The sequence below is a fragment of the Pseudomonas putida genome (assembly GCF_001636055.1).
In the GTDB taxonomy this organism is placed as follows: domain Bacteria; phylum Pseudomonadota; class Gammaproteobacteria; order Pseudomonadales; family Pseudomonadaceae; genus Aquipseudomonas; species Aquipseudomonas machongensis.
In genome coordinates, this window is sequence record NZ_CP011789.1 from 4050370 (window position 1) to 4075155 (window position 24786).

The 24786-nt window shown below is 59.9% G+C and carries 30 protein-coding genes; 3 read left to right on the plus strand and 27 right to left on the minus strand.

All coding sequences use genetic code 11. The features are described from left to right. Positions 1-176: 176 nt before the first annotated feature. Positions 177-704: a GNAT family N-acetyltransferase gene (locus AB688_RS26490; RefSeq protein WP_081255271.1), complete on the minus strand. Its 528-nt coding sequence runs from the start codon at positions 702-704 to the stop codon at positions 177-179. A 285-nt stretch (positions 705-989) separates the two neighbouring features. On the opposite strand from AB688_RS26490, the gene AB688_RS17975 reads away from it, so the two are divergent. Then, entirely contained in the window at positions 990-1430 is a 441-nt protein-coding gene (locus AB688_RS17975; RefSeq protein WP_063545358.1) for a hypothetical protein, read from the plus strand. A gap of 11 nt (positions 1431-1441) precedes the next feature. On the opposite strand, the gene AB688_RS17980 is transcribed toward AB688_RS17975, so the two are convergent. The 8 genes from AB688_RS17980 to AB688_RS26880 all read right to left on the minus strand — a co-directional run bounded on the left by AB688_RS17980 (position 1442) and on the right by AB688_RS26880 (position 9737). Continuing rightward, on the minus strand, positions 1442-1726 hold the full coding sequence (locus tag AB688_RS17980; protein ID WP_081255272.1) for a hypothetical protein: 285 nt from the start codon (positions 1724-1726) through the stop codon (positions 1442-1444). After that, on the minus strand, positions 1723-2085 hold the full coding sequence (locus AB688_RS17985; protein ID WP_063545359.1) for a hypothetical protein: 363 nt from the start codon (positions 2083-2085) through the stop codon (positions 1723-1725). Before AB688_RS17985 ends, AB688_RS17980 begins: the two co-directional genes overlap by 4 nt. Next, a complete protein-coding gene (locus AB688_RS17990) occupies positions 2082-2729 on the minus strand; it encodes a glycoside hydrolase family 19 protein (RefSeq protein ID WP_063545360.1) in 648 nt (215 codons plus the stop codon). The genes AB688_RS17985 and AB688_RS17990 overlap by 4 nt, the downstream gene beginning before the upstream one ends. A gap of 61 nt (positions 2730-2790) precedes the next feature. Continuing rightward, positions 2791-3129, minus strand: coding sequence for a hypothetical protein (locus tag AB688_RS17995; protein ID WP_063545361.1), 339 nt, complete (start codon positions 3127-3129; stop codon positions 2791-2793). Continuing rightward, on the minus strand, positions 3126-4139 hold the full coding sequence (locus AB688_RS18000) for a hypothetical protein (protein WP_063545362.1): 1014 nt from the start codon (positions 4137-4139) through the stop codon (positions 3126-3128). The genes AB688_RS17995 and AB688_RS18000 overlap by 4 nt, the downstream gene beginning before the upstream one ends. A gap of 1010 nt (positions 4140-5149) precedes the next feature. Continuing rightward, on the minus strand, positions 5150-8779 hold the full coding sequence (gene gpJ / locus AB688_RS18005; RefSeq protein ID WP_063545363.1) for a TipJ family phage tail tip protein: 3630 nt from the start codon (positions 8777-8779) through the stop codon (positions 5150-5152). Between the two features lie 56 nt (positions 8780-8835). After that, positions 8836-9456: a tail assembly protein gene (locus tag AB688_RS18010; protein WP_063545364.1), complete on the minus strand. Its 621-nt coding sequence runs from the start codon at positions 9454-9456 to the stop codon at positions 8836-8838. 104 nt (positions 9457-9560) lie between these two features. Further along, entirely contained in the window at positions 9561-9737 is a 177-nt protein-coding gene (locus tag AB688_RS26880) for a hypothetical protein (RefSeq protein ID WP_155738219.1), read from the minus strand. A 137-nt stretch (positions 9738-9874) separates the two neighbouring features. On the opposite strand from AB688_RS26880, the gene AB688_RS18015 reads away from it, so the two are divergent. Then, positions 9875-10066 (plus strand): hypothetical protein, encoded by a 192-nt coding sequence (locus AB688_RS18015; protein ID WP_063545365.1) that lies wholly within the window; start codon positions 9875-9877, stop codon positions 10064-10066. A gap of 83 nt (positions 10067-10149) precedes the next feature. Here AB688_RS18015 and AB688_RS26885 read toward each other — a convergent pair whose 3' ends face one another. Then, positions 10150-11130 (minus strand): hypothetical protein, encoded by a 981-nt coding sequence (locus AB688_RS26885; RefSeq protein ID WP_155738220.1) that lies wholly within the window; start codon positions 11128-11130, stop codon positions 10150-10152. A gap of 134 nt (positions 11131-11264) precedes the next feature. Further along, positions 11265-11750: a hypothetical protein gene (locus AB688_RS18020; RefSeq protein ID WP_063545366.1), complete on the minus strand. Its 486-nt coding sequence runs from the start codon at positions 11748-11750 to the stop codon at positions 11265-11267. 178 nt (positions 11751-11928) lie between these two features. Between AB688_RS18020 and AB688_RS18025 the strand changes: the two genes are divergently transcribed. Beyond that, a complete protein-coding gene (locus tag AB688_RS18025) occupies positions 11929-12549 on the plus strand; it encodes a hypothetical protein (protein ID WP_063545367.1) in 621 nt (206 codons plus the stop codon). 199 nt (positions 12550-12748) lie between these two features. Here the strand turns inward: AB688_RS18025 and AB688_RS18030 are convergent, their stop codons facing one another. Genes AB688_RS18030 through AB688_RS18105 form a run of 16 tightly spaced genes read right to left on the minus strand, consistent with a single transcriptional unit; the run spans position 12749 to position 24784 of the window. Then, positions 12749-13507 carry a C40 family peptidase gene (locus AB688_RS18030; RefSeq protein ID WP_063545368.1) on the minus strand — a complete coding sequence of 253 codons (759 nt, stop codon included), beginning with the start codon at positions 13505-13507 and terminating at the stop codon, positions 12749-12751. 2 nt (positions 13508-13509) lie between these two features. Next, positions 13510-14259: a phage minor tail protein L gene (locus AB688_RS18035; RefSeq protein ID WP_063545369.1), complete on the minus strand. Its 750-nt coding sequence runs from the start codon at positions 14257-14259 to the stop codon at positions 13510-13512. Next, on the minus strand, positions 14256-14594 hold the full coding sequence (locus AB688_RS18040) for a phage tail protein (RefSeq protein ID WP_063545370.1): 339 nt from the start codon (positions 14592-14594) through the stop codon (positions 14256-14258). The genes AB688_RS18035 and AB688_RS18040 overlap by 4 nt, the downstream gene beginning before the upstream one ends. 2 nt (positions 14595-14596) lie before the next feature. After that, positions 14597-17881, minus strand: a complete 3285-nt coding sequence (locus tag AB688_RS18045; RefSeq protein WP_063545371.1) for a phage tail tape measure protein — start codon at positions 17879-17881, stop codon at positions 14597-14599. A 41-nt stretch (positions 17882-17922) separates the two neighbouring features. Then, positions 17923-18165: a hypothetical protein gene (locus AB688_RS27225; RefSeq protein WP_063545372.1), complete on the minus strand. Its 243-nt coding sequence runs from the start codon at positions 18163-18165 to the stop codon at positions 17923-17925. After that, positions 18162-18506 carry a hypothetical protein gene (locus AB688_RS18055; protein WP_063545373.1) on the minus strand — a complete coding sequence of 115 codons (345 nt, stop codon included), beginning with the start codon at positions 18504-18506 and terminating at the stop codon, positions 18162-18164. The genes AB688_RS27225 and AB688_RS18055 overlap by 4 nt, the downstream gene beginning before the upstream one ends. Before the next feature lie 40 nt (positions 18507-18546). Further along, positions 18547-19047 carry a hypothetical protein gene (locus tag AB688_RS18060; protein ID WP_063545374.1) on the minus strand — a complete coding sequence of 167 codons (501 nt, stop codon included), beginning with the start codon at positions 19045-19047 and terminating at the stop codon, positions 18547-18549. Between the two features lie 54 nt (positions 19048-19101). Continuing rightward, positions 19102-19488 (minus strand): DUF3168 domain-containing protein, encoded by a 387-nt coding sequence (locus AB688_RS18065; RefSeq protein ID WP_063545375.1) that lies wholly within the window; start codon positions 19486-19488, stop codon positions 19102-19104. Continuing rightward, positions 19481-19981 (minus strand): HK97 gp10 family phage protein, encoded by a 501-nt coding sequence (locus tag AB688_RS18070; protein WP_063545376.1) that lies wholly within the window; start codon positions 19979-19981, stop codon positions 19481-19483. Before AB688_RS18070 ends, AB688_RS18065 begins: the two co-directional genes overlap by 8 nt. Before the next feature lie 3 nt (positions 19982-19984). Continuing rightward, positions 19985-20167 (minus strand): hypothetical protein, encoded by a 183-nt coding sequence (locus AB688_RS18075; RefSeq protein WP_063545377.1) that lies wholly within the window; start codon positions 20165-20167, stop codon positions 19985-19987. An 11-nt stretch (positions 20168-20178) separates the two neighbouring features. Next, complete coding sequence (locus tag AB688_RS18080) at positions 20179-20505, minus strand: phage head closure protein (protein ID WP_063545378.1); 327 nt, start codon at positions 20503-20505, stop codon at positions 20179-20181. Next, positions 20502-20843, minus strand: coding sequence for a head-tail connector protein (locus tag AB688_RS18085; RefSeq protein ID WP_063545379.1), 342 nt, complete (start codon positions 20841-20843; stop codon positions 20502-20504). The genes AB688_RS18080 and AB688_RS18085 overlap by 4 nt, the downstream gene beginning before the upstream one ends. Positions 20844-20845: 2 nt before the next feature. After that, complete coding sequence (locus AB688_RS18090) at positions 20846-21379, minus strand: hypothetical protein (RefSeq protein ID WP_063545380.1); 534 nt, start codon at positions 21377-21379, stop codon at positions 20846-20848. Positions 21380-21427: 48 nt separating this feature from the next. Beyond that, positions 21428-22609: a phage major capsid protein gene (locus AB688_RS18095; RefSeq protein ID WP_063545381.1), complete on the minus strand. Its 1182-nt coding sequence runs from the start codon at positions 22607-22609 to the stop codon at positions 21428-21430. A 2-nt stretch (positions 22610-22611) separates the two neighbouring features. Next, on the minus strand, positions 22612-23469 hold the full coding sequence (locus AB688_RS18100) for a head maturation protease, ClpP-related (protein ID WP_063545382.1): 858 nt from the start codon (positions 23467-23469) through the stop codon (positions 22612-22614). Positions 23470-23485: 16 nt separating this feature from the next. Next, complete coding sequence (locus tag AB688_RS18105; RefSeq protein ID WP_063545383.1) at positions 23486-24784, minus strand: phage portal protein; 1299 nt, start codon at positions 24782-24784, stop codon at positions 23486-23488. Positions 24785-24786 lie beyond the last annotated feature (2 nt).

Here is a 24786-nt window from a genome sequence, read left to right on the forward strand (position 1 = left end):
CGTAAATAGAAACTAACTGCTCACCTCTTCGGATCTTGACTGTCGTTTACCGCGTTTTGGTAATGAAACCATAGATCAACGGCTTCGCTTCACTTGTTCGGCGCCCAGCCACAACGCACTCGAGTATTCCTTTTCAAGCATCGTATAGCCTGCGACTGGAGGCTATACGTGCCTCTTCAAAACTCTTCGCCTGCTCTCCAAACCATCGCACATCTGCTTCCCGCGGGAAATCCGTGTTCATACTCTTCACTCAACAGTGTTGACAGCCTTTCATCGACCTGCTGCTCGGACTCAATCTGAAAACCGAGACGAGAGTAGAATGGAGCATTCCACGGTACGTGTCTGAAGGTCGTAAGAGTCACCGCACGCAACCCCTTCAACCCAACAAATTCCTGCACTACCTGTACGAGTTTTCGCCCTATCCCCTGTCCCTGCATGGTCTGGCGGACGGAAAGCTCATGGACGTGAAGGTCTCTACCGTAAAGATCAGCACTGAGAAAGCCCTGCGGGCGATTATCGGCATCAATAGCCACCCAGCACATCGAGCGTTTGATAAGCTCAAGATGTCGTTCAACGGGTATAGGGGGAGAATCAGCGAGCCAGCTTAACCCCTTGAAAACACGAAACGCTTGCGCAGCAGAACTCTCAATTGGCGGTAAGAGGCGTGCATCTTCGGGCACAGCAAAGCGGACAGTAGTGGACATATCTACGAGTACTTCCGAAAACAGGATTGCAGAATGGATGGCAAATTATCGCATTACCAAGCGATCCAGGCCTGCGAATGGTCAGGTGGCTAGCATAATTTCAAACGCCCCTCAATTCCAATCCAGTTACTCCCCTGATTCACAAAGACGAGAACGATATCCAAGCTAAACCAAATGAATGTGGCGCCGTTAGTGCGCAGTCGCATGTCATCATACAGACTAAACTTGCATTATCCTCTCTTGAGTCTATTCTCACGACATAGCACTCTCTTGCCGGAGATAGACATGCATTCAAGATCATCTTGGGTAATTTATTTCAGCCTTTGCTTCGCGCATCCGATGCAAGCGATGGCGGAGTACGACAAGTCCAAATTAATCGATGCCATGGTTCCTTACGTAGCCATCAACGATGTGATGGAAAAGATATCACGGAGACAATGCAGCTCTGCCGTACACTTTGAGAACACCGCCAGAGGGGCCATTCAGGAGACCACAGCACGGTTTAAGAGTCAGGATCAAGACTGGGTCAGATCCTACTTCTCCAGCCCTAACGGTAAAGCAAGGCTCGCAACCAACGATACGTATATCGAACGCTTCTTATCAGATGCAAAAAAAGAAGGCATGGATGAACATACCGCCTGCGCGACCCTAGCTGGTATGGTGCTGACGCTGCACCACCAAGCTAAAGAGGCTTGGGTAAGAGCGGTCATGGATCACAGCCGGTAGACTCTTAAGCATCAGCGACAGGAAGATACAGACGCCTCAAGCAAACGCTCGTACCCGATCCTCTGACGGCGCTCAGCCAGCAGCGCACGCACCTTCACTTCCAAGCTATCGGACTTACGCAGGCCGGCAGCCGCCCACAGCGGCACAGCCACTTCCGGCGCACGGCACGGTACCTGCACCGGAACCTCGACGCGCACGGTTCGCATTTCCGGCTCAATTTGCGCTGCGCAGCCGGTAAGCAGCAGAAAACCTGCGAGCACCCCCACCCCTCGCAGGAATCGCCTTGCAATGCTCATAGTCCAAGCTCCTTGTCGATGATCGAGGAAGCGGCGGCACACTGATCGCCACCGGTGCGTTCCTGCTGCAGGCGGTTCGCCGCAGCGTAGTCGTCCTGTGCGCTGGCCTTGGCCTCACTCAACGCTTGCTCTGCCATGGCCTGGCGCTCCTTCGCGGCCAGGGTCAGGTCGCCGAGTGCCTTGCCCTGCTCCTGCGCCAGGCCGGCCAAGTTTTCGCGCGCGGCGGCGCACTGGGCGGCCTGGTCCTGCTGGTGGTCGAGCAATGGCCGGAAGTGGCTGGTGGTGGCCCAGGTGCCAATGGCCATGCCCAGCAGGATCAGCAGGCCGGCGCCGGCGAGGCGAAGCAGCCAGGCGCTCATGCCAGCACCTTGACCGCGAGGTCATACAGCGCTTTCCGCTCAGCAGTGCCATGCGGAACGCGGCCTGGCTTGCCGGTGTTGATGATGCTGCCGATATCCTGAAAACGCCCGGTGTCTGCCAGTTCGTTCAGGCCGTGCTGTGACCACCACCAGGCGGCGGAAGCGGCTGCGTGTTCGGGCTGCTCGAGCAGCTCAGGTTGTTCGAGCAGGGGCAGGCCCAGGGCCTGGCCAGCGGCGCGGTAGTTGTCGCGGCCGGTCAGCTGGATCAGGCCGCGCCCGCGGAATCGCCAGCCATCGCCGGACGACTCAGGACCGTTGCCCATCCGGCCGCCGTATACGGCATTGCCCAGGCGCTCAGGCTTTCCGCCCAGTTCGTCCGCCCGCGGCACAAGGGATCGCCAGCGGCTGCCAGCAGGAGATGCCTGTCCGACCTGGCGAATACGATCGGCGCGGTAGTTCAGGCTCTCGACCAGGTTGCGCAGCTGTCCCGACTCATGGCCTACCTGGGCCAGGAATGCAGCCTGGCGGACTCGGCTGTCGATGCGCCAGCGCGCCATAGCCCGGTTCAGTGCAGGCACAAAAATTCCCGCGACTGGGCGGGCATTGGGGAGGATCTGCAGCAGCTGCTGCTCAGTGATCGGCATTCGGGTTTCTCCAGGCAAAAAAATACCGCCTCGTGGGCGGTCGGTGGGCACTTGTGGACGGTCAAACGGGTCTTACTGGACGGTGCTCTTGATCGGGGAAGAATTCGGCGCCTTCCACCCATCGGCGCAGGGCCTTGCGGTAGTCTTTCCAGGCTTCTTGAGTGGCAACAGCCATGTCGTCGCCGTCTTCGTGCATCAGTAGCTGATCGGCCACGACAGCCATTTCAGCGGCCACCCATACAGCCTCGCGCCCCATTTGTTCATCGCGGTGCTTCTTGCTCAACAAATCATCTACTTCAGCCTGAGTGAGCAGCACCAGCTGAGGCAGAATGGCCGAATCCTCGGTCTCGTCCTCATAGGCAAAGATCTGACCTGTTTCTGGCTCATTGAAATACCTCATCGCAGTTCTCTCCACTCGATTATTGCCGCCGATCCATTACCGATTGCTATGTTGTAGTAGCAGCCATGGGGGATCAAAATCTCAGGCATTTCTATATAGTTCCCAGCCGCAGCGGAGTATCCACCGCGAACCGTGATGGCATTGGAAGCCCCATCCGGCCCTAAAATATTGACGTAGACCGAAACGTTGGGGTTATTGGTGGGGCCGAATAGCCCTGCTATTTGAATAGGCCGGCCGGTTGCGTTTCGGTAGTTGATCCCAGTAGTACGATTGGGGGTCAAGTTATACCAAAGCTGCCCGTGTCCGAAGGGAGTGGTATCAACCCACTCTGCAGGCCAAGGGGTCGAGGCACCCGGCCTGGCGCGCTCAAAACTGCGAAAGGCAGAGCTTTCTACGGACACAATCCTCTGATATTCAACATCAGAGCGCTTCCTGTAGGTCAACATACCGTACGCAACAGGGCTGTTAGACGGGGTGGCCACAAAGTAGTCCCCATTTGGAACGGTCAGCGCATTGAGATTGGGTGATTGCAGGTACGGAACATCGCCACCCACGCCGTGATCTCCCACCTTCAGCGCACGGCCAACAGTTGTGTCGAGGTCACTGGTGGTCAGCGCCGCAAAGGCCGCCGTACCTAAGTCACTGAGAAAAGCTTCCCGCCCCCAGTCGGCCCATTGGCCATTGACCACGTTGTATCCCCGCCCCGCCCGGCGACCGCTGAACATGTCGAGAGCACTCTGAACCACATATCCGCCTATAGTCACGACGTAGATAAGGGGGAAGATCATAAGCGGCGGTCTGTTTGCAGCGGTGCCAGAAGCAGCGCTCCACCAACCTTCGGTCATTGCCTGATTGCAGTCATCGTTAGGGACTGGTCGGCCGATGGGGGCAGAAACCCCAATAGTGTCCAAGAACTGCGAGTTGTTGTTGATCCTCGTGAACGCGGTGCGCGGGTCATCACCGTCCAGGGCCGAGGGCGGCGTGCCGAGATTTACCTGTTGAAGTGCCATCGAAGCCTCATTCAGTCGAAGTTGGTGACGTCCACGATCATCATCGTGGGGGCTGCCATTGGTGGAGAGTTCGGTGGTGGCGGAGTACCACCGCCACCGGTGGGCCTTGAGGAAATGGGTAGTTCGCCCACGGTGCAAGAACTGGGGCCGACCGTGATCCCGTATGACATTTGCACCCAGTAGGGAACACCCGCCTGGGCAGCCCCAACCCCACGTTTAGGGAAATGACCAAGCCCAGCCGCAAAGCTTCTGGATGTGCTCGGCCACGGAACAGAAGTACCTGGGCCGGCATTTCGGGAGATTCCGCTGACCCGTAGAAAGTTGCTGTCAGAGTCGAAAGTGAGAACGCCTGCCTCGCTGAAGAACTGCAACCCCGAGGTTGAATGCAAGATTTCCTGATCAGCGAAGCCGTATATGCGTAGAGCTACTTGCGCCGAGACTTTAAACCTCCAGGTGGTTCCAACCTTCGACCAGAGGGCAACAAAAACAGGGGTGTCAGAAGAAAAAAACAAGCTTCTGACATTGCTTGGAACTGCAATATCAAAGTAATACCCAACGGACACAAACGGCCCGGTATTTGCTGTAAAGGGTCCAGCATATGACGTTCGAAACGCGAGAGTCGCAACTCGGACCTCCGCGTCTATTTGGAAAACGCCGTCATCAAACCAGATGGTTCCACCTGCTGGCATCAGTAAGTTCCCACTGAGATACTGACGTTTCTTCTCGGCACTGGCTGGCCAGTCAGTGGGTTATTGAAGTCCACGTATGCCCACGACAAGATGGCACCCGATATCGAAACGTTTGGATAGGCATATGGATTGGCAAGTGTCAGATCAGCTGAGTCGTCCTCCACGAAGAAAAATGGTTCACCTCCGGCCGCTAGGGAAGGAACTGAAATTGACCCATTTGCGCCACCTGTTGAAAAAGTTGCGGTGATGCGGCCGATGCGAGTTGTCGCATCCAGCCGCAAGTTCCCAGCAGCGTCCCAAGTCTGCAAACCTATAGGCATATCACCCCCAGATACCGAGTCTCATCCGCATACGCGCCGTGTCGTACACCGTCAGCAGCTGATGAGTGATGTTCATCCGTCCGAGCCCAGGACGAATCCCGTTGATCTCAAACTCGTTCGTGACGAAGTTGATCCTCATTCCTTGCTGGCCAGGAATGTAATTCGCACTCTTGAGCTCGCCAGTGATGATCAGGTTGATGATGTCGGCTTGGTTGATGATCGCGCTGTTCATGAACACCTGGCCGTTGTTGATCGCGAAGACTGACTTCGGCGTGCCTCCTGGCTGGTGCATGACGGAGAACAGGTTGGCCAGGAAGACGATCATCGATTGCATTCCCTCCGGGGTGTTCTCGACCGAAACGCCCATCCCCGCGCCGTAGTAGACGCCGTTCACGTCAACGCCAACCTTGATGTTGCGCGTCGCGCGAATGTCGCCATCCAGTTCAACCAGGGCCTCGGCGTTATCCTCTACCATCGCCTTGGTGTCGCCCACCTGTGCAGTCAGGGTCTCGTTGTCACGCGCCAGCGCGGACACGTCGTCTGTGAGCGTCTCCACAGTCCGAACTACTCGCGCCAAGTTGCCGCCGACCTGAGCCTTGACCTCGTCGACCTGCTTGGCGATCGCCATGTCTGCCTGCGCGAACGCCGAGTAGATCGACCAAGACCCAGCGTGGGAGCCGGTTTCGCCTGCGCGCCAGCCCTCGGTCGCGCCTGCCATCTTGGGCGAGACAGCCGCCTCTACGCCGAGAATTCGGCTCGCCATGGCGGTGAGCTCGCCATTGATCTCCTCTACGCTGGTCTCGACGCCGTCCACGCGCACAGCAAGTGCCGTGACCATTTCCCCGAGAGACGCGTAGTCGCCTAGGTACTCCCAGAATCCGGCGTCGCCCACTGGGGTACCTGCTGGAACATCAACCTTCGCCCGGTACAGCTTGCCGTCGTGCTTGACCAAGGTTCCGGCCAGGTATGGCTGGTCTGGCTTCCACTCTTCAGCGCCAGCAAGATCAGCCAACTGGGCCGACAGTGAATCAATCTGGCTCTGCAGCGCCTTGTCACCCGCCTTGAATCGCTCGTTGACCGACCCGGGGCCGTCGCCGCTGATTTTCCCGATTTCACTGAGCAACTGCTGGCCGAGGTGGCTTTCGGTGATCTTCCCGTCCAGGTACTCGAGCACAGCCGACGAGTCGGCGCTCGACTGGCCATAGACCCAATCCGACCACGGACCGATGTTGCCGGTACGGTCTACCAGACGACCTCGGAAGTAACGCACCACCGCCGCCGCCATGCCCGAGTGCAGGTAGGTCGGAGTCGGATAAGCGAACTGCCCTAATGGAAGCGGGTTCTGTCCGGTGGGCTCAGATGCCATCTGGATCTCGGTGTAAGCCGTGTCATCAGCACCAGGCTGGAATCCCCAGTTCAGCCGAATCGCAAATATCTCAGACGTTGTATTCAAGAACGCCAAGGCAGGAGGCGCACCTTCTTTTCCTTTCAACTCGGTCAACATCGAGTCGCGCCAAGGCGATGTGATGTCGAACGCGCTCACCGCCCGAGCACGCGCAAGGTAGGCGCCAGCGTAGATGCCCGTCACGTCCACTGACGTGGTGCCCACTCGCTGCAGGCGAATCCAGTTGCCGTTGTTCCTGCGCCACTCCACGTCGTATGCGACCGCGCCCTCCACTGCCGGCCAGGCAATCGTCATCGTGCTGACGGCAATGCCCTGGTCGACGGCATATCCCGAGGTCAGGGTTACGCTCGCCAGCGGCGGCACCGTCGTAACCGGGATGACGCTGATCGGCCGCTCCTCAAGCTTGGCGCCAGTGTCGATCGCCGCGAATTTGCTGGGGTTGAACTCCAGCGCGGTGAACTCGTACTCGCCCTCAGTGGTGCGCACGCGCTTGAGCACACGGAACAGCTGGACGGCCAGGTCTTCGTAGTCGATCGCCCACTGCAGCTCAGGCTCTGGCTGCAAGCCATAGGCAGTCGTCACAGTCACTGCGCGACCGCTCACCGACTGCACGGTCCTGCCTTGGGCGGTGCCATTGGGCAGGTTAATGATCAAGCGGTCACCGGCCTTGATCGGCGTGTCCCGATCCAAGGTCACGACGCGGCCTGCGGCGGCAGAGATGCGGCCACCGTTCGGGCGCCCGGCGACGAGCTCATCAGCAACCGGGATGACGAAGCCAGGCAGCACGTTTGCGCCTTCCATCCCTGTCTTGAACGAGACCGTGCGATCCTGGTTGTTGCTCAGCAGCGCCCACTTGCCGCGGCGCTGGGCCTCGCTGGCCCGCGTGCAGCCAATGGCGGAGATTCCAACGGGGCGATCCCGGTACCGGCGCTGCAGTGCAATGTCGGTGACCGGTATTACGTCCGTGTCGTAGTTGTTCGCCGGGTTGTCGTAGCTCACCAGGGCGCGGCTGTAGTGCGTGTCGCGGCCCGCGCCGCCGTAAACGAAGTCGCCGTCGATCACGTTCGACCGAGTGAAGACGTAGTCAATGTCCTGCGCGCGAGGCATGTCGGCCTGCATGTACAGCGAGCCCTGCGCCCAATAGACCATCCCCCGATAGATCGCCGAGAGGTCGCGTAGCAGCGTCCAGGCCTCTGCCTTCCCCTGTAGGTTCAGGTCGCACAGGTAGCGCGGCTCCTGGCCGCCCAAGCCGTCCGGCACCAGCTGGTCGCAGTACTGGGCGATGCGGTACATCTCCCACTTGTCGACCATCCATGGCTGGATTCGCTTGCCCAGGCCGAAGCGGTCATTCACGCACAGGCCGTAGGTGGCCCACACCGGGTTGTTGGTCCAGGCCTGCTTGAAAGTGCCGTCCCAGATGCCCGTGTAGGTGCGGGTCTCCGGATCGTAATTGCTCGGTACCGGCCAGCGCTGCGCCTTGCAGTTGACCGTCACAGCTGGGATGTTCTGGAACTGCTCGGCGTTGAACTCGATGTACAGCAGCGCGGTATTCGGGTAGCGCAGCTTCTGGTCGATAATCTCGGTGTAGCCAGCGATCACCATCTGGTCGGCAATCGTGCCGCTGTTGGCGTTGGGCGTGATGCGGCGAACACGGAAGGCCCAGCCGGAGGTGGCTGGAGGCAGGTTCACAGATTCGGACCGCTGGTAGCCGTTGGTGGTCTTGCCGTCCACGGCTGAACGCAGGGATTCCACGAACGCCCCACCGTCGGTGGAAACATCGATGGCGTACTCGATCCGGTAGCCATTTGTGTTGCCGCTGCTGTCTTGGCTGACCAGGCGCTGCCATGAGAACCGGACACGAACCCGCGAGAGCTGCAGGTTACTCAGCGTGCGCGTGAAGGGCGTGTCGCTGCGGAGCTCGACGTTCACCGTCGTCTCGTTCTCGATCGCTGGAATACCCTGGATGTAGTCCTGCTCGATCGAGCCTGGGCGCCACTCCCACTTCACGCCGGGGAAATTCACGTTGCCGCTGGCATCCATGATCGGCGTGTTGTCGAGGTAGATATCACGATCGGTCGGCATGCCGTCGAACTCACCCTCACCCACTGCTAGCAGGATCTTGGCGATGTTCGTCGATCGCAGGCTGTCCGGTGCTTCGACCGGGTTCTTCGGCTTCTTCTCGCCGCCCTTGCCGCCTGTGACTTCTGGCAGGAGTGCTACGCCCATGCTTTCCTCCGGGCAATAAAAAACCGCCCGTAGGCGGTTGGTGGCATTTCGGGTGACTACGCTTTGTCCTCGGCGTAGACCGATGCGGATATGATCGCCCCGCCCCAGCGGCGTTTCCCGATGCAGATCGGTACCGGGTTACCGCTGGCCGTGGTGTTCTTGGCAGCCCCGAAAGCGTACGACGGAAGGTTCTCGGGTGCGCCGCTCATGGATAGACCTTTGGCCTGGGGGCTGAGCATCTGTATCACCCCGCCAACCGCCATCGAGACGCCTATTGCTCCCGTAATGCCCCAGGTGCCACCAGCGCCAATTGCACCGAGGCCAGCCGGAGCAAAGATCGCCACCGCCGCTATAAGCGCGATGCCAACTACAGTTTGAAGCAGTCCGCCACGCTTGCTACCACCAACCACTGGCACGAGCCGCAGTTCGCGAACTCCGCCACGATCAAAATCATTGGTTCCAACGTTTTTTCGGTTCCTGAAAACCGCAAAACGCAGCCCCATTTCATCCAGGCGGCGGATCTCCTCTTCGAAGCCCGTCAGCGTAGCCTTCAAGGCTCTGAAGGCCTCCCAAGTGTCGCCACTCTCCAGCTGGCGCCGGTGGGTGCGACCAAATCTCTTAGCAAGTGAACCGGACAGTTTTATGGTGGTCATGGGGGCGTACTGGATTACGCTCATGCTTTCTCCAAAAGAAACTTTAGATACAAAAAAACCGCCGAAACGGATTCAAAACCTGATTGGGTATCCCTACACCAGATATTCGGCGCCTTACGATCCAACTTTTAATTTGACCCCTCGCAACCTACCCTCAGCCGTTCCATAGCATCTGGCGCCATCGGCGCGGTCATCATGGAGCGGTAGGTCATACACTCTTGGGTCTCTTGATGCTGTCTTTCCGGCTTGGCTGATGAGCAGCCCGCCATGAAAGCAAAGGCGGCAATTACGATCAGTGACTTCATAGGCCCTCCATTTGAAGGCCTACTGTATCGAGCGACCTGACCAGACTGCAAAGACCGAGGCGACAAACGCCAGCATGAAGCGCTGCGGCCAGGTCTATCCTTTCCTCTCTTGAACCACTCCCTCAAAGGGTGCGCGGATGCTCGAGAAAGAGAGGCAGAGATTTGCCGAGGCGCTGGCGCATTGGGCGGAGGATGTCGCTTTGATCCGCGCCCGGGAGCGCGCCGAGGCTATAGCGCAGGCTGAGGACCAGGCAAAGGTGAGGCTTGCAGATGCCTTCCATATCAGCGACCTGTCGAAGCATCACGGGGCGAAGCTGCGGCAAAAATGATGATTAGGACCAGATGCAAGAAGCCCGGCGCGCGGCTGGGCTTGCGATGCATTGACCAGAAGTCACTGCAAGCTGAACCACTTCTATCGCGATTTTATATTGAACCCTCCACCCAATGGGCCAATTTCTAAGTCCACATACTCCGCACCAGATCCAGCAGAATTCGTATTCAAAGCCAGAAATCGATACTCCCTTTGGTACGCATACTTAAAATCTTTCGACATAGCATGCGAATAATATTGGTTCTTCACACCTTCATAGGGATCAAAATACTCTACTGGATTATGATGAAATAAATACCCAGGCATCGCGCGCGCTAGCGCCACTTCTAGCTTCAGCGCAAAGCCATCAACATCTTCTACAATACCACAATGTTCGACATTGAAATCATCGAACAATCCTACATCCCAATCGCACGACATGCACAAAAGGAAGTACTCTGGACCACTATGACTTATCCGTACGTCGCCAACCGTAGGTATTCTCAAACCATCCATATTTGTGATAATTGTCTTTGGGCCGTTAAGAAACCTATCCTTCACCATCTCATGATCTTGACGGGCAACATCCGTCTCAAGCTTTGCATAAAAGTCAGCGTGCCACATCCGCAACCCACCGACTTCACTCAATTTATCTAGCCATTTCAAGTTTCCGTATCGGTACAGTACATCACCGGCATTTGGATGCCTTGGGCGCACAGGGACATCCCCCGTTCCAGATTTTGGTTGGTAGCCAGAGCTTAGTGGTGCGGATATACCTCGCATGGCCATTTCAAGCCTTGTTTGGTGTTCTTTTCTATACCAATACCAAGAACTCAAGAACGAGAGGCATGGAATCACGTCGCGATCGGGAGATGCAAGACACTCAAGATTCTTAACGATTTCAGCGTGCCTTTTCTCTAAGGCCCTGCTATCCAATTCGCTTAAATATCTATAACTTATATATTCAAATTCCCAAAAATCCGCATCATAGTTAGCCCTGGATTGCCCGAAAGATTTTATAGCACCTTCCGCTGGATATGCTCTAGGTAAGTTCAGCGATTGAATTTGAATTTTTTTCTGCACGAACAGCTCCCTGCCTTGGCACTATTGGTATGTTAAATTAATCAAGATATCATAATGCAAGCCTATCGCTGGTCAAGCTTTCACGCATCACTGTCTACCCATTCACCCTGGACGGAAAGACAGTGGAGCGCTGTCTACATTCTACGATCGGGACTCGATGCTTCTTGCATTCGATGGAGAAGATCCTCATATCGTTTTGTCGAAACACCCTGATTGCGCGCCAGCTTTTCGAGACTCGGCTCAATATACCGAAGATAGAGCCGACATTTCTTCTCATTGAATGTGTCCACGGTGGCATGGACATCCTCTGCTAGGGCAGCCGAATCTCGAAGGCAAAGTGCAAAGTGCTCCCGTTGACCCATCAGGAAGTCCAACAGAGCAGCAACCTCAGGCAATCCGGCAGGGAATCGATGGCTCACATCCCTGATCAGGGATTCGTTTTCCCTATTGAGCTTGTGCCATTCCGATCTGGCTTGCTCCGACTTGGTTACTACGCTCTGCCGCAGGGTAAAGAGCTCAGTCATCTTTGTCCTTCTGAGCGCCCACCAAGCTACAAACAGGCTCAATAGCGCGATCAGCAGCGTGATCGCGTCGACCAGTGAAACCTTCCCTATTTCCATCCGCCTGATCCTAAAGAGAAAGATCTAGGATAGCCGAACTACCCTGAATCGTCTGAGCTGGATGGAATGCCAGTACGCGGCCTGAACGCTGGCGTAGTAGCGTTGTGCCTTCCAACGAACCGCCCCTGGCCATAGCCGGAAAGCCCATGGACTGGGGCATGATGACCTAGGGGGTCAGATGATCAGTGACAACAGCGATGGCCGCTGGGGCTACAGAGCCGGCCCTTCAGATGCAATGAAACGCGAGATAGGCCAGATCGTCACGAATCACGCGGGCTGCGATCCTGCGCTTTATGCTCTATTTCACGCGCTATCAGGGGTGAGCACTGACCAAGCAAAGGTCATTTCTCGAACTCTTAAGTTGCGCTCCAACTCTTTACTCTCGCTCATAAAGGCTTTTCGGAGAGAAAACGAAAGTAAGCTGTATCCGCCGTTGGTGGAGCGGATCGACATCGCAATTTCACATTACGACAAGCTGACATCACTACGGAACGTAGTTGCACACTGGCAATGGTCGCTATCTCCCGAGGGCGAAGACAGTGCTATCGCAAGCAATTTCCTGAGCCTGAAGGAGCGTGACTCCAGCAATGAACGGGAGATAGACCTTCGCAATCTTCAAGAAATCTCTCTCGGATTGGTGGAGGTCATGTCGCTCATGCATTCGATTGCCGCTCTGATGGGAGCAAATCCTCCAACCTTCATCATTGATAAAGCCTTGGAAGCTCTAGACGACATCCTCAAGAAGGTCAGGGACACTCTTTTAGGCCTGCCAGATGTCTCGGACGATTCGCAGCCATGATTCGGTAAAGATCGTCCAGACGAAGCTCATTGAGCTCGGACGAATGCAGCCCCTCCCAGTACGCCACCGCTGCATTGATCATGACAGGGGTTACGATGATTGATTTGAGGATGGAAACTGGCTGCCCTGCATGTGCAGCCAGCGATGCCATTCGCTCCGCTTCAAGTCTCGCACTGAGGTCGCTCATGTTCACTCCTTGTCAGCCCGGCGCGTCTGAACAACGCAACACAAGGCGGGTCCGGTCGAGCCATGGCCCGCCGAACACAATGATTTCTGATGGCCTGCCGTACAGGTGGTGCAGCAGGAACGGGCCAGGGCCGAACACCTCAGGCTGCTCGCCGGGCAGGCCTGGGTCTGTGCCCAGATAGATCCCGGCATGGTTTGGGTGCACGGTGCGCCCCACGGCCATGACGATCATGTCGCCACGTTGCGGCCGGTCAACCTGGAAGAAGCCAGCCTGCTCGTAGAGCTGCTCGTACAGGCTCGGGTTGTCTGCGTGCTCCCACCACCCGTCCTCACGAGCGTAAGCGGGAAAGTCGATCCCCCACTGCCGCTTATACCAGTCAGCGCAGACCTGCCAGCAGTCCCAGGCACCGTGCACGAATGGGCGCCCCAGCAGTGCGGTCTCGCCAGTCGGTGTGATGGTCCGCAGGTCGCCCTCCGGCCACGACAGGATGTGCCAGGGCAGCCCTGTGGCTTCGCACATGGCAAGGTCACGCGGGGACGGCCTGCTGGTGGCGTCAGGGTGCGAGTGCACGATGCCGATCACCTGCCCCTGGTCTTCTGCCTCGGCGTACTGCTCGGCCGCGATCCGAAATTCCTCGGTCGGCTCGGTGGCCGCGTTTTGGCATGGGAAGTAAACCTGCTTGCGGCCAACCGCCAGCAGCAGCCCGCAACACTCGCGCGGGTATTCCGCCGCGGCGTGCGCTTGCACGGCAGCAAGGATGTGTTTTCGCATGCTCAGCTCCGTGCGATCAGGGAGACGGCGGGGAAACCACCAAAGGGCAGCGGATTGCCCACGCCGAAGCGCGGGACGCACCCGGTGCCCAGGCAGCCGTCGCATTCGTCAAGTTCAGGGTTGTCGGTCAGGTTGCCGTCCTTGTCACGGTACGGCCCGGTGTAGCCACAGTTCGGCCCCCGGTACCCGTTGGTCATGGCCCAGTGGCACAGCGTAGTCATCTGCCGCCCGATGGTCTCCCCGCCTACATCGCCAGGGCTGGCCAGCTCCCATGACACTTTCTGGCCGTTCTCCGACACCTTCTGGTCGATGTACCAGACCTCGATGCTCTCCTGGGTTGGATCTGCTCCGGTGTTACCATCCGGGAAGTTCGCCGCGTCCAGGAACTGGCCTAGCGTATTCCGGATTGTCAGCTTGAACTCGAGCAGGTCAGCGAAAGCGAAGCACAGCGCGGTGATCCTGCCGTTGACGTTGCCGACCGATATCGTCGGGCGCACAGCGGTACCGTCCGAGTTTGCCTCAATACCCTCAACCTGCAGCGGCCAGGCGCCATACTCCTCCCCCTGCCACCAGATCGATTTCGCCGGCAGCTGATCGGCGTCGGCGGCAGCCGCTGCGAGCTCCTGCGCCGTGTGCGGAATGGCGTGGCCATGAAAGCGCAGCACATCGGCGCCGAAGTCAGAACCATCCAGTTCGAACAGCAGCACCTCGGAGCCTGGCTCAAGCTTCTGGATCTGTGAAATCAGGCTCATGGGTGGTATGCCCTTTCAAAAGTCAGGCTGATGACGGCAATGCCGCCGGGGCGGCGCTGCTGGCCGATTCGCTCGCAGCGATACAGCCCGAGCTCGCCTTCCGGCGGGGTCCACAGGAACGACCTGAAACCGCCATGGGAGCGGATGAAGGCGACGATGGGGTCCACTTCCTCCGCGACACCTCCGAATGACAACGTCCAACTGTCGTTCTCGGCGTTGATCCCATCACCCACCACCTGGGTGTAGTTGTCGCCGAATTGCGACTTTCGGGTTTTCAGCACGCTCTCGCCACTGGCCTCATCATCTGGCGACCAGGTGAATGTCTCGATAGCCACGACTACCTCCCCTTCATGTTTCGATAGCTGGCCCCGCCTGGGCGCCAAGAGGCAGCGATAGCACGTTCAGCCACACCATCCATTTGCTTGACCAAGTTCTGCTCGAGCGCGGCAGTGTCGAGTTGCATGCCTTCCGAACTGCGATCTTCGACCGTGATGCTCATGGGCGCGCTGATCTGCACCACAGTGCCCCCTCCTTGGTTACCGCCCACCACCTGCACACCCAACGAGCCATCGGCGCCTCGTGCCAGCGGCATGATGGCTTCCGGACCTGCTTCGCCAGCAATGCCCAGCCCGCCACCGGCCATGCCAAAGCCTGTGGGCTTGGTCAGTACGCTGTTGGTAAAGGCGCCGCCCTTGGCGAACATCTGCACGCCGCCATCCCAGGCACCGCCCAAGGCCTGGAAGTAGGCGCTGGAGTAACCGGCCTGCGAAGCACCAAGGTTTGACGATACCGCTCCGGCAGATCCGGCCGGCAGGCCATTGCCGCCACCACCGCCGAAGTAGCTGCCAATCGCGGAAACGCCAATACCTACCAGGCCGCTGAGCAACGAGCTCGCAGCCTGCTGGCTGGCTATCCTCGCCATGTCGCTGATGATGCTGGTGGCGAAGTCCTTGAACTTCATCTTGCCGGTCATGGTGAAGTTCGCGAGCGAGGCGCTGGCCGAATCGAAGCCGGCGGTCAGGGCGCGGTCCGTTGCACCTGCTACATCAGTCGCATCCGCCTGGATATTCGCCCACGCCCGGCGCGCGCCGTTGCGATAGTCGCGCTGGGCTTCGAGGCGGGCGCTGTGGCCGTCCACCTCCATCTGCAGTTCGCGCGCCTGGTAGTCGGCCAAGTCGGCCAGACGTTCTTCATAGGCTTGCTGGCTGAGACGCCGAGAGACATCCTCCTGCTGCTCCTCCAACTGCCGGCGCGCCTCGGCGTACTTCTGCCGTACAGCGTTCAGGCGGTCGGCCTGCTCGCGCTCATCGTCACCCATACCGACCCCGGCCACGTCGGCATTTATCGCGTCCTGCCGGGTCTGCAGCACCACCTCCATGGCCTTGCGGTAGGCCTCGGCGCTGTTGCGCCGCTGCTCGGCAAGCTTCCGCTCAGCCTCGGTGCGCTGCTGAATGGTCGTGTCGCCGTAGGCGATGTTCAAGTTCTTGATGCCGAGCTCCATCTCGGCAGTGGTGATCTTGCCCTGGGCCTGGGCTTTACGCAGGCCCTCCACCCCTTTGGCCAGATCCTCCAGCCGTTTCTTCTCGGGCAAAGCGCGGTCGATAATGGCGTCCAGCGCCTTGATCTCATCCTTCAGGGCCTTGGTGCGGTCCTTGGTACCTGCCGTGGCGTCCTTGTTGGCCTTCTTCTGCGACTCGATTGCGCTCGCCGCCGACAGAATGGCTTGCCGATCCGTCTCGGTGAGGTCTGCATTCTCGGCGATGTAGCGGTTGGCGATCTTGAGCGCATCGCCGTTGTCCTGCAGGCCTGCGAGCTGCTTCTGGAGGGTCTCCAGGTACGTCTGACCTGCAGTGCTCATCCCCGCCTTGGCAGCGTTGTTGGCCAGGGTCTGCGCGGTGTTTTCTTCGGTGACGCCGTTGAGCACGCGCAGTGTTTCGGCGATCAGCGCCGAACGCTGGTCGGCGTCACTGACGGCACCGGCCTGGGTGATCCATTTCTGCACTGTACCTGCCGGCAGGTTCAGTCGGTCACCCACGTCACGCAGAATCGGCGCCAGGTCACCGCCTGCCGCACGCGCCTCATTCAGCCGGTCGACCAGCTCCTGATAGGCGCGCAACTGCTGGTTGTACTGGCCACCCGAATCACGCGCGGGCGCCGTAACCACTGACTGGCGGATGGACTGGGCCAGATCGCCGTAAGCGCTGCGTACTGCATCTGCAGCCCCGACCTGCTCCTGCTGCCATTTGCCCAGCGATGCCTCGCGCTGGTCGCGGTTGAGCTTGGCGAACTCCTCGCGCAGCTGCGCAACTGGCTTGTGCATGTCGTCCAGGCTGACGCCAGCCTTGTCGGCGCTATCGCCCAGGAACAGGAAGCTGGCGGCGGCGGTACCGGCGAGCAGAGCCAGGCCCGCCGGCCCACCGAGTGCAGCCAGCAGGCCACCCGTGGCAGCGCGCGTGAGGTTTGCCTGGGCGATGGCCAGCGCGTCGGTGGACGCCTTGAGCGCCGCCTGCTTGGGCAACAGCTGTGTCTGCACCAGCGACAAGCGCTGCAGGCCGGTCGCAGCGGCGACAGAGGCCTGAGCCTGCTGCACCTGAGCCTGTGCATAGATCCGCTGGGCCTCGGCCCCACGCAGGGCGGCGCGGGCGTTCTCCACCTCCGCAGCGCGCTGAGCCAGTGCTGCCTTCACAGCCAGGCCGGCCTTGGCAACGTACAGGGTGAGCGCGGCGGCACCCGCCCCGCCCATGGCGCTAGCAACCAGGTCCACGTTGTCAGCCAGCACCAGCAGGACTTTCGAGAGTCCGCCGACCGCCCCGGTGCGCTCCTCCATGTTGCCGAGGAAGGTGCCGATGGCGTTATTGATGTTGACCAGGGCGTCCTGCACGCTGGTGGACATATCGGCAGCGGCCTTGCGGTTGGCTTCAACCGTGCGCAGCAGGCCGGTGTTTAGGTCATCCAGAGAAAGCTTGCCCTGCACCCCAAGCTTGCGGATCTCCGCAGCACTCTTGCCGGTACCGGCGGCGATGGCGTCCACAATGGTCGGCATCGCGCTCTGAATAGAAACCCAACCGTCAGCATCGATCTTGCCTGTCTGCAGCGCCTTGGAGTAGGCGTCTAGCGCAGAGCCTGCCTTGTCGGCAGACGCCGCGTTGGTCACCAGCAGGAAGCTGAAGCTGTCGGTGATATCCAGGGTTTGCTGGGTGTTGAAGCCCAGGCTGCGCATCACGTCCGCCGTGCGGATGTAGAGCTCCTGTGCCTCAGCCAGTGGGCGATAGGTTTCCTGGGCGGTGCGCAGGAGACGCTCCTGCACCACCTGGTATTCGCCGGCGCTGCCAGCTGCAGCCCTCATCCGGTCGGACATCTGCCCGTAGGCGTCCACCTGCTTGATGATGCCACCGATCAGGCCCGCGCCAGCAACAGCGGCAAACGCACCACGCATCAGCACGCCAGCAGACTGAGCGGCAGATCCCGCCCTGTCGAAGGCTGAATCGACGGTGGCCAGGTTACGGTCCATCGCCTGGGCACTGCGCGCAACCACCTGGTCCGCGTTGGCAAGTTCCCGGCGCAGTTGAGCGGTGGTCGCCTCGATCTGGACCAACATGCCCTGGACTTGTTGATCGGCCATGCATTTCTCCAAGCACAAGAAAACCGCCCGAAGGCGGCGAGTTACTCTTCCTGGCGGCCCCGGAAGAAAGCCTTCAACTTGTCAGCAACGCTCACGGGTCGTCGCGGCGCGGATTGCTGGCCGGAGTTCTGTCCCTGGGCCTGCCCGCGGCCGGACCAGTCGAGCCGAGCATCGAGCGCGATCATGATTTGGGGTATTGGGGTGCGCCAGGCAGTGTCAGGCGGCCAACCAAGCCAGCCGGTGGCCACGCCGAACAAATAGTCGACGTAGCTCCCGTCCTTCACTGCGCTGTGCTGTCCGCCTCGTCCTTTCCCCGGGCGACCACGCTCGGCGGTACCGGGTTGAGCAGGACAGTGATGAACTCGGTCAGCTGGGTGGAGACCTTGGCCACGCCGGTCTGGAACACTTCAGCGGCGACCTGGGCATGCTGGTCAGCCTGCAGGCCGGCGCCAGCGACAATGATGTCAGCGCTCGAACCGATGCTCATGAGTCGCATCGATTCGAGCGCACCGCGCAGTCCTCCGAAGCGACTTTCGATCAGCAGAGCCGCTTCCAAGGTTGGCCGCAGGGTGTAGGTTCGCGCACCGACCACCAGCGTCTTGGTGCCATACAGAGCTTCGCTCATGGGGTTCTCTCAGTAGAGGACGGGGCCGAAGCCCCATCGATCAGGGGGTAGCCGGACCCGGCAGGATTTCGAGGATGTCGGTGTTGATGCCGAGCGTGATGTTGCGGCGCACGACGTTGTCGGCGGAACCGGCAGCCACCTTGTTGTTGCTCACCTTCACCGCGAAGTAGTACGTGGTCGGCAGAATTGCCGGGGTCGCACCTGGATCACCGTCATTCAGCGTGACCCTGATGTTGTAGTTGCCCTTGGAGCGGTCCTTGTGCGCTACGCCGATCGCCTTCTGACCCGCATCGCCGTTGTCCAGGCCTACGACCAGGGTCATGTCGCCCGCGTCGGCGGTGCCCTTGTACTTGCGCACGCGGCCATTGGACAGCGCGGTGAAGTTCACCGGGTTGAAGGTGTCGCCGAACTCGCCCAGGTCTTCGATCTCGCCCACATCGACGTAGGTGTCGGCCTTGTACTCGGTTTCGGTGTCGGCACCGGTCTTGCCGCCAATGGCCAGGCGGCAGCCGGCGGCTGTGTTGAGGTTGTCTTCGGCCATGGGGGTTCCTCCAAAGGCACATTGGATAAAGCCGCAGCGCGGCCGGTGGTTGAATCAGTGGGTGGTGATGACGCGGACCGTGATCGAGCCCTGGTAGGTAACGCCGTCAGCATCGCGCTGGGCGTCCGACTGGATGACGCGGACCGATACGGCGCGACCAACCTCCAGCGGCAGCGGTCGCTCGTCCAGTGCGGCGATCACCTCGCCGTTGATGCGCTTCACTTCGGCCTGGCCGACAGCATCAGACCAGACCGACAGGTACAGCAGGCGCTGCTCGCGCTTGCGCCCGGAGATCGGGCTTTCGTTGACCGAGACCTCGCGGTCGATCGACACGTAGGGCATATCGGCGTTCATTGGCGCGCCGTCGTAAATCGGGCAACTGACCTCGGCGAGGAGCCTGGCAAACAGCGCCTCTTGCAACGCAACAGACGGATCAGCCATTACCTACCCCCTGGCTCGCTTTACGGAGCGTGCGCCGTACGGCGGTCTCGATGTCAGCCATGACGTACTCGCGGTTCACGTCGATGGAGGGCCGAAGCCATGGGTGCGCCGGCCGGGCCGGAATGTCCGGGTACTTGCCGAAGAAGTGCTCGCCGTCGCTCTTGTTGGTGGCTCGACGGTTGCGATTTCCGGCGCGCTTGCTGCCGATATAGCCCTTGGTGCCGTACTCGATGAAGCGCAGGTAGAAGAACTTGCGGTTGTCGCGCTTGCCGCGGATTCCGATCTGCGCATCCAGGCCGCTGGGCGCCACGTAGATCTTCAGCGCTGCGGCGGCTGCGCCTGTGTCCTTGGGCATCAATTGCTGCTGGGTGGCAAGGACACGCTCAGCGGCGTGGCGCATGGCTGGGGCCAATTCGTTGTCCATCGTCTTGTGGATGTTGCGCAGCGTTCGCCGAAGGCGGATATCGCCGCGCATCTTCGAGCGGCGGGCCATGGCCTACTCCTTGTTCTGTTCAGCCTTGGTTGGCTTGGCGGTCTTCTCGGTGGCAACCTCGGTCACCTCCTCGGCATAGCCGCGGGCGATCAGCCCGGCGCCATACTCTTTTTCGACCACGAACTCTTCACCCTTCTCGCGATCGCCAGAGGCGCCGGAGAGGATGCCCAGGGCACGAATCTTCATTGTTCACCTCATCATGGGTTGGGGACGCTCGAGCACAGCAGGCGCAACATGTCCCGTTCGTTGTTAAGCAGCGGCGCTTCGATCGTGTAGGTCACTCCGGTACGGATTTCGGTGAACCTCCAACCCGCAACCACGTCGGTCCTGGGCCTGATACGGATCTCGGCACTGATCACTGCAGTGAGTTGTTCGGCCATCGGCATGACTCGGCCGCTGGGCATCGTGATCTCCGCCCAAACCTTGCCAACGTCGACCCATACCCTGTCGTAACCACCCGTGCTGTTTTGAACACGCTCCTCTTTGCTGAGGATTCCGCGGTGGCGCAGCGGCCCCGCCCTCATATTCCCCACCCGATTCGGTGTGGAGTCAGTAATGCGCTCGAGGCCATCGGCAGAGCAGTCGCGATGGTCCCTAGCACGACCTCTTCCCGATTTGCATAGAGGTGGCCAAAAATCAGCAAGCACGCCGCTTGAACTGCCGGGTTGATCAACATCGGAGATTCTCCAGCTGAACCCGCTGCGACTGCCGCATTGAGAGCATCAGCATCGGCGAAGAATTGGCGATTCAGATAGTCGCGGGCACGTTGCTCAGCGGCTTCGAGGAGAAGTTGTAGGTACTCATCGTCATCCTCTGGATCCCGCAGGTGATGCCTCGCCACCGCCATGTTGATGACGGGCATCTTCACTCCTCCAGCGGCGTTAGCGCTGCCAGATGCCGCTGCACAAGCTCCTCGCCATGGCGCCGCTCAACCTCATAGCCAGGGCCGCCGCGACGGCGCAGCTCGCCTTCATCCATGTATGACCGCATCGGGTAGATTTGAAGAGTTGCTGGATTGGGGTTAGCCGCAATCTCACCCTCTCCAGCCGACTGATCGGCTTCGTCAGCGTTGTCGGTCACGCCCGGCCCATTCTGATCTGCGACTTCCGATGCGACCGTGTCCGTACCGGGGGCTTCGGCAATGGTGCCCAGGTCGCTTGCAGCGATGTCCGATCCGGTACCCGAGTCTGCCTGTGTTTCCGGCAGCACCTGCTCTGCGCTCTCACCCGAGCCTGGAGCTGTTGGGGGAGCGCCCGACTCGCCAGGATTTGGCGAGACTGTTTCACCAGGCGAAGGGGGCAAAGCCCCATCCACGGCCTGGCCGCCGCTGGTTTCGGTGGTCGAGACAGGTTCCTTCGGCTCAACCGTGGACTCTGGTTTTTCCTGTTTACGTGCCATGGGAGTACTCCAATCGGGCGTCATTGCTGACGCCCCTAGCCAGAGAAATCAAGGAGTGATCAGCGGACCGGTGACGAACGCCTCATCGCGATAAATCGCAAAGGCCAGACGCTCCTCAGCACGGATCGTCGCCATGTTGTTCTCGAAGTCCTTGTCGTTCTCGGTCGAGATCAGCACTTCGATTTCCATGCGGTCGAAAATCTGAGCGCCGAGCTTGAAGGCTCCGACCAGGAAGTCGTTCTGTGTCATGGCCTGGGTAGAAACCACTGGGCGATTCCAGAGCTTCGCGTTGGTGCCTTCCTGAGGCTGGCCGATGATGTACCGGCCTTCCCCGTCCTTAGTCAGCTCGATGGCTGCCCAGTCGATCGGGTTGAGCACAATGCCGTCGGATGGGAACTCGGCCAGTTCGGCCTGCAGCAGCGCCAGGCGCAGGCGGTCGATTCGCTGCTCGCCCACTACTGTCACGCCAGCGGGCTGGGCGTAAAGCTGCGCGACAGTCATGAGGCCTTGCAGGTTTGCACCGGTGCCGCTTCCGTAAAGCAACTGGGCCTCTTCAGCCATGTTCAGGCCGTAGCGCGCACGAGCGTCGATGTAGCTCTGCAATGCCTTGGCATCGTCTAGCATCTGGCGGCTGGCCTTGAACAGATGAGCGATGGTACGAACGTTTGCGGTCGCCAGGGCGAAGGTGATGTCGGAGTACGGCTTGGCGGTGCCCTCCGCCACGGTGCGCGCGTTGTTGGTGTAGCCGGTTTCACGGATGTACTCGATGGAGTTCGACTCCGTCTCGCCCGGCGCCACCAGGTCGCGGATCGTCAGTCGGCGTTGCGGCGGCGCGACGACACCGGGCAAACGCTGGGCGGGAACCAGGTCGCCACCGGTAGCAGTGGTGATAGCCGCGCGCGGCACGGAGACGCGACGCGAGCCACGGAAGGACGAGTTCATGTCCTGCATTTCTTCGCTGCAGATCACCAGGGCACCCACCGACTTTTGCGGTTCTTCCTGATGAGAGCGGTCACGGCTCGCATTCACGAGCTTTTGCTCAGCCTCGCCCAGGCGCGCCTGCAGCTCGCCCTGCTTGGTCAGCATCTCATCGACCTTGGCGCGAGTTTCGGTATTCATCTCGCCGCTGGCCTTGATCTGTTTCTCGACCGCCTCGGCCTGGCTTTTGATCTGGTCGCCAATGCCCTTGAGGCTGGCATTGAGTTCTTTGACTTGGGCTTCAAAGTCCATGGTCATTTTCCTTTCAGAGAATTGAGGAGATTGGTTGCCGCGCTCAGAGAGGCGGAGAGGTCTGGCGCGACAGCGCGGGGCTTATCGGTCGGGGCAGCGTTATGCGTGCCCCCGCCGGCAGCGCGAGGCATACCGGACTTGAAACTGGCGAACAGTTCGCGGCGCTCGGAGCGAGGCATACCGCCCTTGGCCAGGGCTACGTCCATCGCCTTGAGCGCATTGGCCTGGGCGGCGTCTTCGGTTTCGCGCTCGGTGACCTCGGTGGACGACAACAGTCCAGTGGCCAGGCCGAGTTCCACAGCACGCTTGCCGCGGATGTAGGTTTCGTCGTCCATCAGTTCGGCCATGTCTTCAGCCGACTGCCCGCTGGTCTCGGCATAGAGGTCGGCCATCGCCGCGTCGAACTCCTCCATGTCGTCGGCGATATCGCGGAGGTAGTTGCGATTGCCAGCGAGCCAGGTCCAGCAGTTGTGGATCATGAGGAAGGCGCTGCTGGCCACCTCTCGCTTCCTCCCCGCGAGGAAGACAATCGAAGCAGCGCTGGCCGCCATGCCCAGCACCTTGGTGGTGACCTCGTGGCTGTGCTCTTGGAGGCGGTTATAGATGGCGATGCCTTCGAACATGTCGCCACCTGGGGAGTTGATGTAAACGGTGACATCGCGCTCCCCGATCGCCCGCAAGGCGGCGTCGATTCGTTTCAGCGTGACGCCCTCGCCATACCAGTCTTCGCCGATCACGCCGTACACCGTGATGGTGTCCGAGGTGTTCTCGACGGCCGCCTGGATCGCGGGGTTCCATTTATCGAGCGCGCGCGGGCTCATCTCGCTGCGCAGGCCGCGAGACTGGATCTTGTGTTTCATGGATTACTCCCGAGATTTACTTTTCCGGCTGTTGAAGCCAGTTCATCAGTGCGGCCCTTGCGGCCTGACCATCGTCTTGCTTGCCGAGCTGGTCCAGCGGCACCAGGTTCGACTGAACCGTCAGAACGTCACCGCCTGGCATGTGAGGCATGTTGTCTTTTCGCCGCCCTTCGTTGCGGGTGATGAAGCCGTTCTGGGCCATCGTGCTGAGGTACGCCGCGCGCCCAGAACTGTCGGCCCGCAGAAACGCTTCGAGCGAGAACTCCGAATAGAAATTGATCCGGTCTACTGCCGTCATGCACCACTTGTTTACGCACTGCTCGATCGGCGCCGTGAAGGACATGATGCAGTAGGTGAGGAACGCGATCTGCTGTTGTTCCAGGCCGGTCCCCCAGTTACTGCCCTTGTCGGTCTTCATCACCATCCAGGGCGGGACGCCGAACCATCGACAAATCTCCTCGATGCTGTGCCCTCTCGACTCCAGCAGCTGCGCGTCAGCGGGGTTAATGCCGATCATCTCCGGCTTCACGCCTTGCTCAAGCACAGGACTCTTGCCAGCGTTCAGCGCCCCGGAGATGGTCTTGACGTACTCACGAAACTCAACGCGCTGGGCCGGGTTAAGTGTTTTGTCGACCGAAAACGCGACCGTAGGCATCATGCCGTTGCGGAAAGTGCTGTTGGCCGCGTCGTCTGCCGACATCGCCGAGCCAAACACATCCGCGCCGTAGCGAATGGCCGAAAGGCCAACCCGGCCGTCCAAGGTAAAGGCCGGGATGTGCAGCATGTTCTGCCGCACAATCTCCCGGCGCGCCCCCTTTTGCGGCCTGAAGAAGTATCTCAGCCGGCCGTCATCATCAAACTCAAGGTCGACTCGGGACGGCATCAGGAAGTCCAGCGCAATGACGCGACCTGCAGATCGGTGAATCTCGCAGTAAGCATTCCCCCACAACAGCATCGAGGCAACGACTGCCTGCCAGAAGTGGAAGGCGGCCATGTCCTCGTTGGGGCTGGTGTGCACCACGTCGTACAGCGGGAAGTCCCGTGCACTCTCACGACTACCATCAGGCATCCTCCGGTAGATGCTCAGGGGCAAGCCCGCAACCGAGGTGGAGATGATGCGGACGCAGGCCCACACTGTGGAAAGCCGCATCGCCTTGTCGACGCTGACCGATTTTCCGCTACTGGACTGAGCCCCGAGAAACGAGCCCCAGAAGCCGCCATCTGACAGCTTGATGCTCTTGCCCAACCATTCGCTCATGCTGGCTGATGGCTTGGCAGCCGCAGCCCCCAAAGCCTGGGATAAGGTTTTAATCACTG